This is a genomic window from Enterobacter cloacae (assembly GCF_011078175.1).
Taxonomy (GTDB): Bacteria; Pseudomonadota; Gammaproteobacteria; order Enterobacterales; family Enterobacteriaceae; genus Enterobacter; species Enterobacter cloacae_Q.
Genome location: NZ_JAALCJ010000005.1, coordinates 360,935 through 374,078 on the forward strand (window position 1 = coordinate 360,935; position 13,144 = coordinate 374,078).

A 13,144-nucleotide genomic window follows, 5' to 3' on the forward strand; every position below is an offset into this window, starting at 1 on the left:
ATTAAAAATCGAGCAGCTTTTCTTCGAGTTGTTCAGCACTGCTTCGCAGTTTATCGAGAAAACGGAGTTTGCGCACAGTGTCTGCCGCCACGTCCCAGGTCTCGTTGTTCAGTTGCTCCACCATCTGCTGATGGCGGGTATCAAACATGCCCTTCACGCGCGTGATAAAACTTTCCAGGCGCGCTTCGTCTTTGGCCTGTTCAATCTCATCCAGCTCTTCGCGCAGCTCCAGCTGCTCCATCAGAAACGCCGTATCGCGAACGGTATGTTGTTCGCTCGCCAGATCGAAACCGTGGAGCGAGAGCAGATATTCTGCACGCGCCAGCGGATGACGCAGCGTTTGCCAGGCCTGGTTGATGGTTGCGGAGTGTGATACCGCAGCCAGCTGCTCTGCCTGCGTCCCGCTGGCGAATTTATCCGGATGGTACTGACGCTGGAGATCCTGGAAACGAACCGTCAGCGCCTGAAGATCGATCGGGTATTGAGCGGGTAGTCCGAAGAGAGTGAAGTAATCCATAACAATCTCAGGGGTAGCCTGTTAGAACAAACCCCACGCGCAGCAAAGCCACGGTGGGGTTTCGGATGACGCGCGGTTAAACGTGGAAGCTTTCGCCGCAACCACACTCGTCTTTGACGTTCGGGTTCGTGAATTTGAACCCTTCGTTCAGGCCTTCTTTAACGAAGTCCAGCTGAGTGCCGTTGAGGAATTGCAGGCTTTTGCCATCGACCACCACCTTCACGCCCTTGTCTTCAAACACGGTGTCATCAGACGCCGGCTCGTCAACAAACTCCAGTACGTAAGCCATACCAGAACAGCCGGAGGTACGTACGCCCAGTCGCAGGCCAAAGCCTTTACCACGGTTCGCCAGAAAAGAGCTTACTCGCGCGGCAGCGCTGTCGCTAAGGGTAATCGACATACTCAAACCTCAATTATTTTGCTTCACGTTTGCTTTTATAATCCGCAATAGCGGCTTTGATCGCGTCTTCTGCCAGAATAGAACAGTGAATTTTCACCGGTGGCAGTTCGAGTTCTTCAGCAATATCCGTGTTCTTGATTGCCTGTGCTTCGTCCAGAGACTTGCCCTTCACCCATTCGGTAACCAGGGAGCTGGACGCAATTGCAGAACCGCAGCCGTAGGTCTTGAAGCGCGCGTCTTCAATGATACCTTCATTGTTGACTTTAATCTGCAACTTCATCACGTCGCCACACGCCGGTGCACCGACCATGCCGCTACCAACAGATTCGTCGCTGTTGTCAAAAGAGCCAACGTTGCGCGGGTTTTCGTAATGATCGATGACTTTTTCGCTGTATGCCATGATGGAATTCTCCTTATGTACCGATTAGTGATGTGACCATTCAATGCTGTTCAGATCCACGCCCTGCTTGAACATTTCCCACAGTGGAGAAAGGTCGCGCAGACGGCCGATGGAGTTGCGAACCAGCTTGATGGTGTAGTCAATCTCTTCTTCGGTAGTGAAACGACCTAAAGAGAAACGGATAGAGCTGTGTGCCAGCTCGTCAGTCATGCCCAGCGCGCGCAGCACGTAGGATGGCTCGAGGCTCGCAGACGTACAGGCAGAACCGGAAGAAACCGCCAGGTCTTTCAGGGCCATGATCAGCGATTCGCCTTCAACATAGTTGAAGCTGACGTTGAGGATGTTCGGTGCGCCCTGCTCAAGATCGCCGTTCAGATACACTTCTTCCATGTCCTTCACGCCGTCCCACAGACGGTTACGCAGCGTGCGCAGGCGTGCCATCTCGGTTTCCATCTCTTCTTTCGCAATGCGGTACGCTTCGCCCATGCCCACGATCTGGTGAACAGGCAGCGTACCGGAACGCATGCCGCGCTCGTGACCGCCGCCGTGCATCTGTGCTTCGATGCGGATACGTGGCTTACGACGAACGTACAGCGCGCCGATCCCTTTCGGACCATAGATTTTGTGGCCGGAGAAGGACATCAGGTCCACTTTCAGCTGGCTCAGGTCGATAGGCAGTTTGCCCACGCTCTGGGTCGCATCTACGTGGTAGATAATACCGCGCGCGCGGCACATTTCGCCGATGGTAGCGATGTCCTGTACCACGCCGATTTCGTTGTTAACGTGCATGATGGAAACCAGAATGGTGTCATCACGCATCGCCGCTTCGAGCTCTTTCAGGTCGATGATCCCGTTGCTCTGGGGCGCCAGGTAAGTCACTTCGAACCCTTCACGCTCCAGCTGACGGCAGGTGTCCAGCACGGCTTTGTGTTCGGTTTTACTGGTGATAATGTGCTTGCCTTTTTTCTGATAAAAGTTGGCTGCACCTTTGATCGCCAGGTTGTCGGATTCGGTCGCACCGGAGGTGAAAACAATTTCACGCGGGTCGGCACCGACCAGGTCAGCAATCTGATTACGGGCGATATCAACCGCCTCTTCAGCGTGCCAGCCAAAACGGTGTGAACGGGAAGCTGGGTTACCAAAGTTTCCGTCCAGGGTCAGACACTGCATCATTTTCTCGGCAACACGCGGGTCCACCGGCGTGGTTGCGGAGTAGTCGAGATAAATCGGTAATTTCATTGCTCTATAAACTCCGTACATCGCTTCAATGCAAGGAATCAGGCAACCGGCTGGATGTACGACCGAGTACGCGGGATGTGTCCACCCCGGCCTGATTCTGAATACTTATCTTTTTAATTACGCGCGCAGTTTGACGTCGATAGCGTCCTGTGTGCGGGTACTGCGTTGTGGATCCTGACTATGCTGACGACCAGAGACATCCAGAACTTCCTGGTTGTTAACCAGTTCACCCAGGGTGATGTTGTTCAGGAAGCCGGTCAGACGGTCGCTCAGATCGCGCCACAGCGCGTGGGTCAGGCATTTATCGCCGCCCTGGCAGCCGCCTTTACCCTGGCAACGGGTCGCGTCAACGGATTCGTCAACCGCGCTAATCACTTCGCCAACCGCAATACTGCCCGCGTCTTTACCCAGCAGATAACCGCCGCCCGGGCCACGAACGCTGGACACCAGTCCATTTTTACGCAGTCTGGAGAACAGCTGTTCCAGGTAAGAGAGGGAGATCCCTTGTCGTTCAGAAATATCAGCCAACGGAACCGGGCCCGCTTCGGAGTTGAGCGCAACGTCCAGCATCGCGGTCACGGCATAACGCCCTTTAGATGTCAGTCTCATGTCTTACTTAACCTCAAACTCGCCCCTGCCCGGGGTTTTTTATTGTAAAATGGGGGTATTGCATAGCAGGGCCAAGTCTGACATTCCTGACTAAAATGGTCAACTATTTACTTGACTGTTTTAGTCAGGTATTTAACCTTCTGTGCCGTATCCTTTTGCCCGGCGGCGCTATGCTTGCACGGGCCTACGGGTTTTGTAGGCCGGGTAAGCGCAGCGCCACCCGGCGAACAGACGGCACTACTCGTTATTCTTCTGCTCAATCGACGCCAGAATTCCGCGCAGGATATTCAGCTCCTGGCTTTCCGGACGCGCTCGGGTGAACATACGGCGCAGCTTGTTCATCACCTGGCCCGGGTGGCCTTCACGGATAAAACCGGTAGAGAGCAGCGTCTGCTCCAGATGACCGTAGAAACGCTCCAGGTCGTCCACCAACGGGTAGGCCGTCTCTTCTTTAGATTCGACCGGCTTCTCCTGCGTCGCCAGCCATGCCATGCGCACTTCGTAGGCGATCACCTGTACCGCCATCGCCAGATTCAGCGAGCTGTATTCCGGGTTGGCGGCAATCGCCACGTGGTAGTGACACTTCTGTAGTTCCTCGTTGGTCAGGCCAACGCGTTCACGACCAAACACCAGCGCAACCGGCGCCTGGTCCGCTTCTGAGATGCTCTTCAGGCCGCATTCGCGCGGGTCCAGCATCGGCCAGGGCAGCGTACGGGAGCGCGCGCTGGTCCCCACCACCAGGCTGCAACCGGCCAGGGCTTCGTCCAGGGTGTCCACGATCTGCGCATTACCGATCACGTCGCTGGCGCCGGCCGCCAGAGCAATAGCCTGAGAGTCTGGTTTCACCAGCGGATTCACCAGCCACAGGTTCGTTAAGCCCATGGTTTTCATAGCGCGGGCCACAGAGCCCATGTTGCCGGTGTGCGATGTTTCGACCAGCACGATTCGAATGTTTTGCAGCATAATTTTTAGATGTCTGGATTCAGTGTCTGAAGAATATTCGGGCATATTATCATAAACGAGAGACATAATCCGATCCCGCTGCTATACTCTGCGCCGATTTTCCTGTTCTTTAACATCCAGTGAGAGAGACCGATGCATCCGATGCTGACCATCGCCGTGCGCGCAGCGCGCAAGGCGGGTAATGTAATTGCCAAACACTACGAAACCCCAGACTCCGTAGAAACCAGCCAGAAAGGCAGCAATGATTTCGTGACTAACGTCGATAAAGCCGCAGAAGCGATTATTATCGAAACGATCCGCAAATCTTACCCGCAGCACACCATCATCACCGAAGAAAGCGGTGAACATGAAGGTACCGATCAGGATGTTCAATGGGTTATCGATCCACTGGATGGCACCACCAACTTCGTCAAACGCCTGCCACACTTCTCTGTGTCTATCGCAGTACGCATCAAAGGCCGTACTGAAGTCGCCGTTGTTTACGATCCAATGCGTAACGAACTGTTTACCGCGACCCGCGGTCAGGGCGCGCAGCTGAACGGCTACCGTCTGCGTTGCAGCAATGCACGCGATCTGGACGGCACCATTCTGGCGACCGGCTTCCCGTTCAAGGCGAAGCAGCACGCAACTACCTATATGAATATTCTGGGCAAGCTGTTCACCGAATGCGCGGACTTCCGTCGCACCGGCTCTGCTGCACTGGATCTGGCCTACGTAGCGACCGGCCGCGTTGACGGTTACTTCGAACTGTCCCTGAAGCCATGGGATTTTGCGGCGGGCGAGCTGATCGCGCGTGAAGCAGGTGCGATTGTTTGCGACTTCACCGGCGGCCATAACTATATGTCTACCGGCAACATCGTTGCAGGTAACCCGCGCGTCGTTAAAGCCATGCTGGCAAACATGCGTGATGAACTGAGCGATGCGCTGAAGCGTTAATCCCGGTAATTCCCTCTCCCTATGGGAGAGGGTCAGGGTGAGGACACCAGACCGCACCCTACCAGAAAGGCCGCAATCCCCTTCCCACCGGCACCGCACTCATCCACATCGTGACCGCAGCCACCAGCAGAATCACCCCGCCAGCCAGCGCCAGCGTTGTCCATCCAACCTGTCGCCACAATACCGGCGTTTTATTGCCGCTGAGTTTTACCGCAAGCTGACGGAAGCTATGCACAAGCAGGGCTAACGAAGAGATAGTCAGAGACGTTCCCGCCGCCATCGCCAGCGCCGAGAGCATGCCCCAGCCGAAGACACCAATCACTTTACTGAACAGCAGCACCATGATTGCCCCCGAGCACGGACGCATTCCCATAGACAGAATAATCATCAGGCGCGCGCGCCAGTCGTCACCATTCTGTAACTGTTCCTGCGTTGGCAGATGCTGATGTCCGCACCCGCAGTTTTCATGGTGAACATGATGCGGCATAAAGGCTTTGAATTTCGGTTTTTGCAGCAACGCGCGCAGTTTTCTCAGCGCCCGCCAGCAGAGGATCAGCCCCAGCAAGCCCACCAGCGCGTAACTCCCCTTCTCCAGCCAGAAGCTGCTCATATGCAGCTGGCGGGCGGGCAGCTGTAGCAGCGAAAGGACGACCACGACCAGCGCAATCGCCACACCGCCCTGAAGTAAAGAGGAAGCCAGCGTCAGGCCGATACTCGATTTCAGCTTCGACGGATGCGTGGCAAGCCAGGTTGTGATGACGATTTTGCCGTGCCCCGGCCCCAGGGCATGCAGCACGCCATAGATGAAGCTGAACGCCATAAGAGCGCCGCCCGCTTTGGTCGGATTTTCCGCCACGGCTTTCAGCAGCCCGCTCATCTGCTGATTAACGTCCCTCTGCCAGAGGATGCTTTTCATCATCACCTGCGGCCATGCCTGCCACAGCCAGAGCGCGCCGCAAACCGCTAATAACAAAAAAAGCGCCAGAGGCCAGAGGTGCAGCCAGCGACGCGGCTTACTGGCGGGAGAGGAGATCACTGACATTGCAACGTCACCTCCTGCGCAAACTGTTTCCCTAATTCCATGTCCTCAGGAGGCGCATCCTCTTTATCGAGGGAAACGGCAAAGTTCAGCGTCTCTTCGCTGGGCGTCGGCGTGTGTACGGCAATTTTGCAGCTTTTTTGCAATATTTCTGGCAACTGTACGTCACTGTCCTGAGCGTAATGCATATCGACATAGTAGGTTGGGTCAAACGTGGAAAACGTGTACTTCTGCCCGGCCAGCGGCTGAGGGTGCGCCAGCGGAAGGATAAACGTCAGCACCGCCTGATGACCGTCGCGGGTCATGCCGTACTCCGTGGGACGGTTAAGAAATTTCACCTTTTGTCCGTTGTGCCAGAACTCGGTGAAGTAGTGCTGACCCAGCACGTTGGCCATGACTTCCGCCGCCAGCTTTTTCCAGATCTCATCGCCAGGCTTTGCGTTTCCGGCATCGTACAGCAGGTCGGCGGAGGTTATTTCATCCATCGTCCAGCGCATTTTCAGGCCGCTGAGCTGCGTGCCGTCCGTCACCAGTTCGGTTTTCAGGCTGATAAAACTGTGAGGATGTGCGCCGGCGGCGAAGGTGAAAACCGCCAAAAATAACGCTACCGCGCTTTGTTTAACTATTTGCATCTGTTCCTCACGTCAAAAATTCTGTGATGTTCGCCAGCAATCCTGAGTGAAAGGCCTGCCGGTGCGCTTTTCAGCGCCCATCCTTTAGCTATTCTTATCAAACATTCACACTGGATACCCGACAGATGATGACGACGCTTGAAATTCCATCTGTGCTTTCCAGTTCGCAGCGCCGCTGCCAGGTGCTTTTGATGCTTTACCTGCCCGATGCTGCCGTCACCGCACAGAGCATAATCGCTGCCAATGGCGTGGACGACGTCATGGCACGGCAAGATATAGCCGAGACGCGCGATGAAATCCAGCGCTATCATCGGCTCGATATCGTCACGCACCTCGATGGCTGCTACCGAATTGAGGGTTCCGCCCTGAACCAGCGTTTGTGCCTGCTACACTGGCTGCGCAGGGCGCTCCGGCTGTGTCCGCATTTTGTCGCGCAACAGTTCACCCCGGCCTTAAAAACCGCGCTCAAACAGCACGGCATTGCCCGCCCGCTTTATGACGATGCGAACCTTCGGGCGCTTATCAACTTTTGTGCGCGCAAGCTTCAGCGCCAGTTTGAGTCCCGCGACGTACAGTTTTTACAGCTTTATCTGCAATATTGTCTGATTCAGCATCATCTGGGCAATACGCCAGAGTTTTCGCCCGTTCAGCGCAGCTGGACGCAGTCCCGAGGGGAATACTTTACGGCGCAGGAAATTGTCCGCCACTGGAAACGGCGCGTCCCGCAGGGAACGCACAGCGATGAACAGCTGTTCCTGGCGCTGCTGTTTATGATGCTTCGCACACCCGACCCGGTGATGGATAAACACCAGCAGGATCAGCGCCTGCGTCGCGCCATCGTGCGTATGATTGCCCGCTTCCGGGCGCAAACCGGGATGAACTTCAGCGACGAGCAAGGGCTAACCGATCAGCTTTATATTCATCTGGCTCAGGCGCTGGACCGCTCCTTATTTGATATCGGTATCGACAACAGTCTGCCGGAAGAGATCCATCGTTTATACCCCCGGCTGCTGCGCACCACCAAAGAGGCGCTGTTTGAGCTGGAAGCCGAATTTGGTGTACGATTCTCCGGTGAAGAGATGGCTCTGGTAGCGGTGATTTTTGGTGCCTGGCTGATGCAGGAAACCGACCTGCATGAAAAACAGGTGGTCTTGTTAACGGGGGAAGATAAAGCCTGTGAGGCGCTGATTGAACAGCAGCTTCGCGAGCTGACGCTGCTGCCGCTCAATATTCGTTATCTTAGCCTGGAAGCGTTTAAAAAGGAGGGCGCCCCCCGCGAGGCGGCGCTGGTCATTACGCCTTATCCAACCGCCCTGCCACTGTTCTCGCCGCCGCTCATTCATGCCGTTGAGACCCTGAACACGCAGCAGCAGGAACACATTCGCGTTATGCTCGAATCGTAGTTACGTGCGAGCAGCCACCTTTGGGCGGATGGCGAGGGCCGGTAAAGCAACCAGCGCCATCACCCAGAACACACCGTGCCCCAGGTGCTGATAGAGGAAACCGGCAAATACGGTCATCACCGCAATGCTGCCGCCCATCGCCACCGCTGAATAGACCGCCTGAAGACGAATAACGTCCCCACCCTCTCGCGCCGCGATGTAGCGCATCGCCGCCAGATGGCAGACGGTGAAGGTTCCGCAGTGCAGAATTTGCGCCGCAATCAGCCATGGCAACTCCGTCGTCCAGCCCATGATGCCCCAGCGCGCCACACCACACACGGCGGAAAGCAGTAGCAGATCACGCGCCCCGAAACGACGGAACAGTTTTTGACTCAGCGCGAAGATAATGACCTCCGCAACCACGCCAAGCGACCACAGGTAGCCTACCGCAGAAGCCGAGTAGCCCGCCCCCTGCCAGTAGATGGCGCTGAAGCCGTAATAGGCCGCATGCGCCCCCTGGAGCAAACAGACGCAGGCCAGGAAACGCCAGCTTTGCGCCACCAGCGAGCGCCAGGCGGGCCAGCCGGCGCTTTCCTGATGGCGGCTTTCGCCCTGCGGCATCACCGACGGACGCAGCAACATACCGAGCAGCATCGAGGCGATGCCGAGCGTTAACAGCGCCAGAATGGCACGATAGTCATAGAGGCTGACCAGTTTCCCGACCAGCGCTGAGCCGATCACGAAGGCAATCGATCCCCACAGGCGCACGCGGCCATAGTCCATGGTGATCTGCTTTTGCCAGGTGTTCGCCAGCGCATCCGTCAGCGGCACCAGCGGGGAGAAGAACAGATTAAAGCCAACCATTACCACCATCAGCCAGGCAAACTGATGGCTGAACCAGAAGCAGGCCGCAAAGACCAGCGTCAGCAGGGCCAGAATTCGCACCGCTTTAATCAGTAAAGAGGGATCGCTGACGCGGGGCGCAATCAGCAGGCTACCCAGGAAACGTGCCACCAGACCTGCGCCCAGCAGGATGCCAATCGTTTCAGGCGTCAGGCCAATTCCCTTGAGCCAGACGCTCCAAAAAGGCAGAAAAATACCGTAACTAAAGAAATAGGTGAAATAGCTGAGCGCCAGCCAGCGCGTGGAATGCAAGACCATGAATCCCTCCCGAAATGGAGGCGATAGTCTGGCGTTAATCCCTGACTTTAGCAAGTCGTTAGCGTGCTATAAATTAACTAAAAATTAACATCATCGCCAGACGGACAGCGTATGGCGAGAGCGGTAAAACTGTATTACGTTTATAAGACATCGCCTGAAGAGGTCGTTTGCCATGAACAGCTTACGTTATTTCGATTTCGGCTCCTCTCGTTCTCTCCTGCTTTTAATTGCCCGCATTGCCATCGTGGTCCTGTTTATTATTTTCGGTTATCCCAAGCTGACGGGGTTTAGCGGCACCGTTCAGTATATGACCTCCCTCGGCGCCCCCATGCCCATGCTGGCCGCCATTATTGCGGTGGTGATGGAAGTCCCCGCCGCTATTCTGATCGTGCTGGGCTTTTTCACCCGCCCCCTCGCGGTGATCTTTGTCTTCTATACGCTGGGAACGGCGGTGATTGGCCACCACTACTGGGATATGACGGGCGATGCGGTTCTGCCAAATATGATTAACTTCTACAAAAATGTGAGTATCGCTGGCGCCTTTATTTTGCTGGCGATTACCGGGCCGGGGGCCATCTCCCTTGACCGACGTTAGCCCATAAAAAAAGGCCGCATGAGCGGCCTTTTTCAGTTCTGCGACGCAGAGAATTATGCGTACACCGGGAAGCGTGCGCAGATGTCCAGAACTTTACCTTTGACGCGCTCGATAACCGCTTCGTCATTGATATTGTCCAGAACGTCACACATCCAGCCCGCCAGCTCTTTCACTTCCGCTTCTTTAAAGCCGCGGCGAGTGACGGCCGGAGAACCGATACGGATACCGGAAGTCACGAACGGGCTCTTCGGATCGTTTGGCACGCTGTTTTTGTTGACGGTGATGTTGGCGCGGCCCAGGGCAGCGTCAGCTTCTTTACCGGTCAGGTTCTTATCAACCAGGTCCAACAGGAACAGGTGGTTTTCAGTCCCGCCGGAGACCACTTTGTAGCCACGGTTCAGGAACACTTCCACCATCGCTTTAGCATTTTTAGCAACCTGCTGCTGATAAACCTTGAACTCTGGCTCCATCGCTTCTTTCAGCGCGACGGCTTTCGCGGCGATAACGTGCATCAGCGGGCCGCCCTGGGCGCTTGGGAACACGGCGGAGTTCAGCTTTTTGTACAGATCTTCGTCACCGCCTTTCGCCAGGATGAGGCCACCGCGTGGACCTGCCAGGGTTTTGTGGGTGGTGGTGGTCACAACGTGCGCGTGCGGAACCGGGTTCGGGTAAACGCCCGCGGCAATCAGACCGGCAACGTGCGCCATGTCGACGAACAGGTACGCGCCGATGCTGTCAGCGATTTCACGCATTTTGGCCCAGTCAACGATGCCGGAGTAAGCAGAGAAACCACCGATGATCATCTTCGGCTTCTGCTCTTTGGCCTGCTTCGCCATGTCTTCGTAGTCAATTTTACCGGACTCATCAATACCGTAAGGGATGATGTTGTACAGTTTGCCAGAGAAGTTAACCGGAGAGCCGTGAGTCAGGTGGCCGCCCTGCGCCAGGTTCATACCCAGAACGGTATCGCCCGGCTGCAACAGCGCGGTGTAAACAGCGAAGTTAGCCTGCGAGCCAGAGTGCGGCTGGACGTTCGCGTAGTCAGCGCCAAAGAGTTCTTTCGCACGGTCAATCGCCAGCTGCTCAACGATATCAACGTACTCGCAACCGCCGTAGTAGCGCTTGCCCGGATAACCTTCAGCATATTTGTTGGTCAGCTGAGAACCCTGCGCCTGCATCACGCGCGGGCTGGTGTAGTTTTCGGAGGCGATCAGTTCGATGTGCTCTTCCTGACGTACTTTTTCCTGCTCCATAGCCTGCCACAGTTCGGCATCATAATCGGCAATGTTCATTTCACGCTTTAACATCCGCATCTCCTGACTCAGCTAACAAGTAAATTTTTGGCCTGAAAAGGCAGTCCTGTTGGACGACGGGCAACAGTATAACTGAATAGTTCTGCGATAACAGGTCTTGACAAACGATTTTACGCAAACGTTTACCTCCACACCACGCAAGGGTTTGAGCAATAAAGCTCTCGCCATTTTCAACGGATTTCTTTTCAGCTTTGTGATGCATATTTTTCACGATGCAAAGAACCATTTACATTACAGGGGTATTTTTATAAGATGCATATAAAATACATCATTAAAGTAACATCAGAAGGAAGCTGCTATGCTCGACGCCCAAACCATCGCTACCGTGAAAGCCACAATCCCCCTGCTGGTTGAAACGGGTCCTAAACTGACCGCCCATTTCTACGATCGCATGTTCGCGCATAACCCGGAGCTCAAAGAGATTTTCAACATGAGCAACCAGCGTAACGGCGATCAGCGCGAAGCGCTGTTCAACGCTATTGCCGCCTATGCCAGCAACATCGAAAACCTGCCGGCTCTGCTGCCTGCGGTGGAAAAAATCGCCCAGAAGCACACCAGCTTCCAGATCAAACCCGAGCAGTACAACATCGTCGGCAGTCACCTGCTGGCAACCCTGGACGAAATGTTCAGCCCGGGCCAGGAAGTGCTGGATGCCTGGGGTAAGGCATACGGCGTACTGGCAAACGTATTCATCAACCGTGAAGCGCAGATCTACAGCGAAAACGCCAGCAAGAACGGCGGCTGGGAAGGCACGCGCGCCTTCCGCATCGTTGAGAAAACCCCGCGCAGCGCGCTGATCACCAGCTTTGAGTTTGAGCCAGTGGACGGTCAGCCGGTTGCCGATTACCAGCCGGGCCAGTATCTGGGCGTCTGGCTGAAGCCTGAAGGCTTCCCGCACCAGGAGATCCGCCAGTACTCCCTGACCCGCAAGCCAGACGGCAAAGGCTATCGCATTGCGGTTAAACGTGAGGAAGGCGGTCAGGTATCCAACTGGCTGCATAACGAAGCCAGCGTGGGCGACGTGGTCCATCTGGCGGCACCGGCGGGCGATTTCTTTATGGCCGTTGAAACGAATACCCCAGTGACGCTGATCTCCGCAGGTGTTGGTCAAACGCCAATGCTGGCGATGCTGGATACGCTGGCGAAAGCAAACCACAGCGCGCAGGTTAACTGGTTCCACGCGGCGGAGAACGGTGATGTGCACGCCTTTGCGGATGAAGTGAAAGCGCTCGGAGCGACCCTGCCGCGTTTCACCGCGCATACCTGGTATCGCCTGCCGACGGAGGCAGACCGCGCAGCGGCTCGTTTCGACAGCGAAGGCCTGATGAATTTAGGGCAGCATGAAGGGGCGTTCAGCGCACCGGGGATGCAGTTTTATGTTTGTGGGCCGGTAGCGTTTATGCAGTATGCCGCGAAGCAGCTGGTTGAGCTGGGCGTGAATAAAGACAACATTCATTACGAATGTTTTGGCCCGCATAAAGTGCTGTAATCGCCCGACGGCGCTTCGCTTGCACGGGCCTACGAAGGGTTTTCCAGGCCGGGTAAGCGCAGCGCCACCCGGCAAGAATGTTAAATCGCCGCGTCGTCTTCTTCGCCGGTACGGATACGGATCACGCGCGCCACGTCAAAGACGAAGATTTTCCCGTCGCCAATTTTGCCGGTCTGCGCCGTGCGGATAATGGTATCCACACAGGTATCGACGATATCATCGCTCACCACGATCTCGATTTTCACTTTCGGCAGGAAGTCCACCATGTACTCTGCGCCACGGTATAGCTCGGTGTGGCCCTTCTGACGACCAAAACCTTTCACTTCAGTGACGGTCATCCCGGTGATGCCCACTTCTGCCAGCGCTTCACGTACATCATCCAGTTTGAAAGGTTTAATAATCGCATCAATCTTTTTCATGGTGGGTCCTTAAACTCTTGCCAGTAAGCAGCCTCGTAATCGGTTGCTCA

Annotated in this window: 15 protein-coding genes; 4 read left to right on the forward strand and 11 right to left on the reverse strand. The window is 55.6% G+C overall.

All coding sequences use genetic code 11. From position 1 onward, the window contains the following. Nucleotide 1 precedes the first annotated feature (1 nt). The 6 genes from hscB to trmJ all read right to left on the reverse strand — a co-directional run bounded on the left by hscB (nt 2) and on the right by trmJ (nt 4,128). A complete protein-coding gene (gene hscB, locus G6Q29_RS13625) occupies nt 2-517 on the reverse strand; it encodes a co-chaperone HscB (RefSeq protein WP_003860657.1) in 516 nt (171 codons plus the stop codon). A 76-nt stretch (nt 518-593) separates the two neighbouring features. Then, a complete protein-coding gene (gene iscA / locus G6Q29_RS13630; protein WP_003860659.1) occupies nt 594-917 on the reverse strand; it encodes an iron-sulfur cluster assembly protein IscA in 324 nt (107 codons plus the stop codon). A 13-nt stretch (nt 918-930) separates the two neighbouring features. Continuing rightward, entirely contained in the window at nt 931-1,317 is a 387-nt protein-coding gene (gene iscU / locus G6Q29_RS13635; RefSeq protein WP_003860661.1) for a Fe-S cluster assembly scaffold IscU, read from the reverse strand. 24 nt (nt 1,318-1,341) lie between these two features. After that, nucleotides 1,342-2,556: a cysteine desulfurase gene (gene iscS / locus G6Q29_RS13640; RefSeq protein WP_003860663.1), complete on the reverse strand. Its 1,215-nt coding sequence runs from the start codon at nt 2,554-2,556 to the stop codon at nt 1,342-1,344. A gap of 117 nt (nt 2,557-2,673) precedes the next feature. Beyond that, entirely contained in the window at nt 2,674-3,165 is a 492-nt protein-coding gene (gene iscR, locus G6Q29_RS13645) for a Fe-S cluster assembly transcriptional regulator IscR (RefSeq protein ID WP_165466013.1), read from the reverse strand. Between the two features lie 237 nt (nt 3,166-3,402). Next, nucleotides 3,403-4,128: a tRNA (cytosine(32)/uridine(32)-2'-O)-methyltransferase TrmJ gene (gene trmJ / locus G6Q29_RS13650; RefSeq protein WP_165466014.1), complete on the reverse strand. Its 726-nt coding sequence runs from the start codon at nt 4,126-4,128 to the stop codon at nt 3,403-3,405. Between the two features lie 132 nt (nt 4,129-4,260). Between trmJ and suhB the strand changes: the two genes are divergently transcribed. Further along, the gene (gene suhB, locus G6Q29_RS13655) at nt 4,261-5,064 is read left to right on the forward strand and encodes an inositol-1-monophosphatase (RefSeq protein ID WP_003860668.1); all 804 of its coding nucleotides are present in this window, start codon (nt 4,261-4,263) and stop codon (nt 5,062-5,064) included. 58 nt (nt 5,065-5,122) lie between these two features. Here suhB and G6Q29_RS13660 read toward each other — a convergent pair whose 3' ends face one another. After that, nucleotides 5,123-6,106 (reverse strand): nickel/cobalt transporter, encoded by a 984-nt coding sequence (locus G6Q29_RS13660; protein ID WP_165466015.1) that lies wholly within the window; start codon nt 6,104-6,106, stop codon nt 5,123-5,125. After that, on the reverse strand, nt 6,097-6,735 hold the full coding sequence (locus G6Q29_RS13665) for a DUF1007 family protein (protein WP_165466016.1): 639 nt from the start codon (nt 6,733-6,735) through the stop codon (nt 6,097-6,099). Before G6Q29_RS13665 ends, G6Q29_RS13660 begins: the two co-directional genes overlap by 10 nt. Nucleotides 6,736-6,860: 125 nt before the next feature. Between G6Q29_RS13665 and csiE the strand changes: the two genes are divergently transcribed. Further along, nucleotides 6,861-8,138 (forward strand): stationary phase inducible protein CsiE, encoded by a 1,278-nt coding sequence (csiE, locus tag G6Q29_RS13670; protein ID WP_165466017.1) that lies wholly within the window; start codon nt 6,861-6,863, stop codon nt 8,136-8,138. On the opposite strand, the gene G6Q29_RS13675 is transcribed toward csiE, so the two are convergent. After that, nucleotides 8,139-9,278: a 3-phenylpropionate MFS transporter gene (locus tag G6Q29_RS13675; RefSeq protein WP_165466018.1), complete on the reverse strand. Its 1,140-nt coding sequence runs from the start codon at nt 9,276-9,278 to the stop codon at nt 8,139-8,141. It abuts the gene before it with no gap. 172 nt (nt 9,279-9,450) lie between these two features. Here G6Q29_RS13675 and G6Q29_RS13680 point away from each other — a divergent pair, with 172 nt between their 5' ends. Further along, complete coding sequence (locus G6Q29_RS13680) at nt 9,451-9,873, forward strand: DoxX family protein (RefSeq protein WP_003860675.1); 423 nt, start codon at nt 9,451-9,453, stop codon at nt 9,871-9,873. Between the two features lie 53 nt (nt 9,874-9,926). Here G6Q29_RS13680 and glyA read toward each other — a convergent pair whose 3' ends face one another. Continuing rightward, the gene (gene glyA / locus G6Q29_RS13685; protein WP_165466019.1) at nt 9,927-11,180 is read right to left on the reverse strand and encodes a serine hydroxymethyltransferase; all 1,254 of its coding nucleotides are present in this window, start codon (nt 11,178-11,180) and stop codon (nt 9,927-9,929) included. 304 nt (nt 11,181-11,484) lie between these two features. On the opposite strand from glyA, the gene hmpA reads away from it, so the two are divergent. After that, on the forward strand, nt 11,485-12,675 hold the full coding sequence (gene hmpA / locus G6Q29_RS13690) for an NO-inducible flavohemoprotein (RefSeq protein WP_063413207.1): 1,191 nt from the start codon (nt 11,485-11,487) through the stop codon (nt 12,673-12,675). Nucleotides 12,676-12,755: 80 nt separating this feature from the next. Here the strand turns inward: hmpA and glnB are convergent, their stop codons facing one another. Then, nucleotides 12,756-13,094: a nitrogen regulatory protein P-II gene (glnB, locus tag G6Q29_RS13695; RefSeq protein WP_003860685.1), complete on the reverse strand. Its 339-nt coding sequence runs from the start codon at nt 13,092-13,094 to the stop codon at nt 12,756-12,758. Between the last annotated feature and the right edge of the window lie 50 nt (nt 13,095-13,144).

Coding starts and splice junctions, on each gene's coding strand:
- G6Q29_RS13660 (WP_165466015.1), bottom strand. CDS start 6,106: ATGTCAGTGATCTCCTCTCCCGCCAGTAAGCCGCGTCGCTGGCTGCAC.
- iscU (WP_003860661.1), bottom strand. CDS start 1,317: ATGGCATACAGCGAAAAAGTCATCGATCATTACGAAAACCCGCGCAAC.
- glyA (WP_165466019.1), bottom strand. CDS start 11,180: ATGTTAAAGCGTGAAATGAACATTGCCGATTATGATGCCGAACTGTGG.
- suhB (WP_003860668.1), top strand. CDS start 4,261: ATGCATCCGATGCTGACCATCGCCGTGCGCGCAGCGCGCAAGGCGGGT.
- hscB (WP_003860657.1), bottom strand. CDS start 517: ATGGATTACTTCACTCTCTTCGGACTACCCGCTCAATACCCGATCGAT.
- csiE (WP_165466017.1), top strand. CDS start 6,861: ATGATGACGACGCTTGAAATTCCATCTGTGCTTTCCAGTTCGCAGCGC.
- G6Q29_RS13675 (WP_165466018.1), bottom strand. CDS start 9,278: ATGGTCTTGCATTCCACGCGCTGGCTGGCGCTCAGCTATTTCACCTAT.
- glnB (WP_003860685.1), bottom strand. CDS start 13,094: ATGAAAAAGATTGATGCGATTATTAAACCTTTCAAACTGGATGATGTA.
- iscR (WP_165466013.1), bottom strand. CDS start 3,165: ATGAGACTGACATCTAAAGGGCGTTATGCCGTGACCGCGATGCTGGAC.
- iscS (WP_003860663.1), bottom strand. CDS start 2,556: ATGAAATTACCGATTTATCTCGACTACTCCGCAACCACGCCGGTGGAC.
- trmJ (WP_165466014.1), bottom strand. CDS start 4,128: ATGCTGCAAAACATTCGAATCGTGCTGGTCGAAACATCGCACACCGGC.
- iscA (WP_003860659.1), bottom strand. CDS start 917: ATGTCGATTACCCTTAGCGACAGCGCTGCCGCGCGAGTAAGCTCTTTT.
- hmpA (WP_063413207.1), top strand. CDS start 11,485: ATGCTCGACGCCCAAACCATCGCTACCGTGAAAGCCACAATCCCCCTG.
- G6Q29_RS13665 (WP_165466016.1), bottom strand. CDS start 6,735: ATGCAAATAGTTAAACAAAGCGCGGTAGCGTTATTTTTGGCGGTTTTC.
- G6Q29_RS13680 (WP_003860675.1), top strand. CDS start 9,451: ATGAACAGCTTACGTTATTTCGATTTCGGCTCCTCTCGTTCTCTCCTG.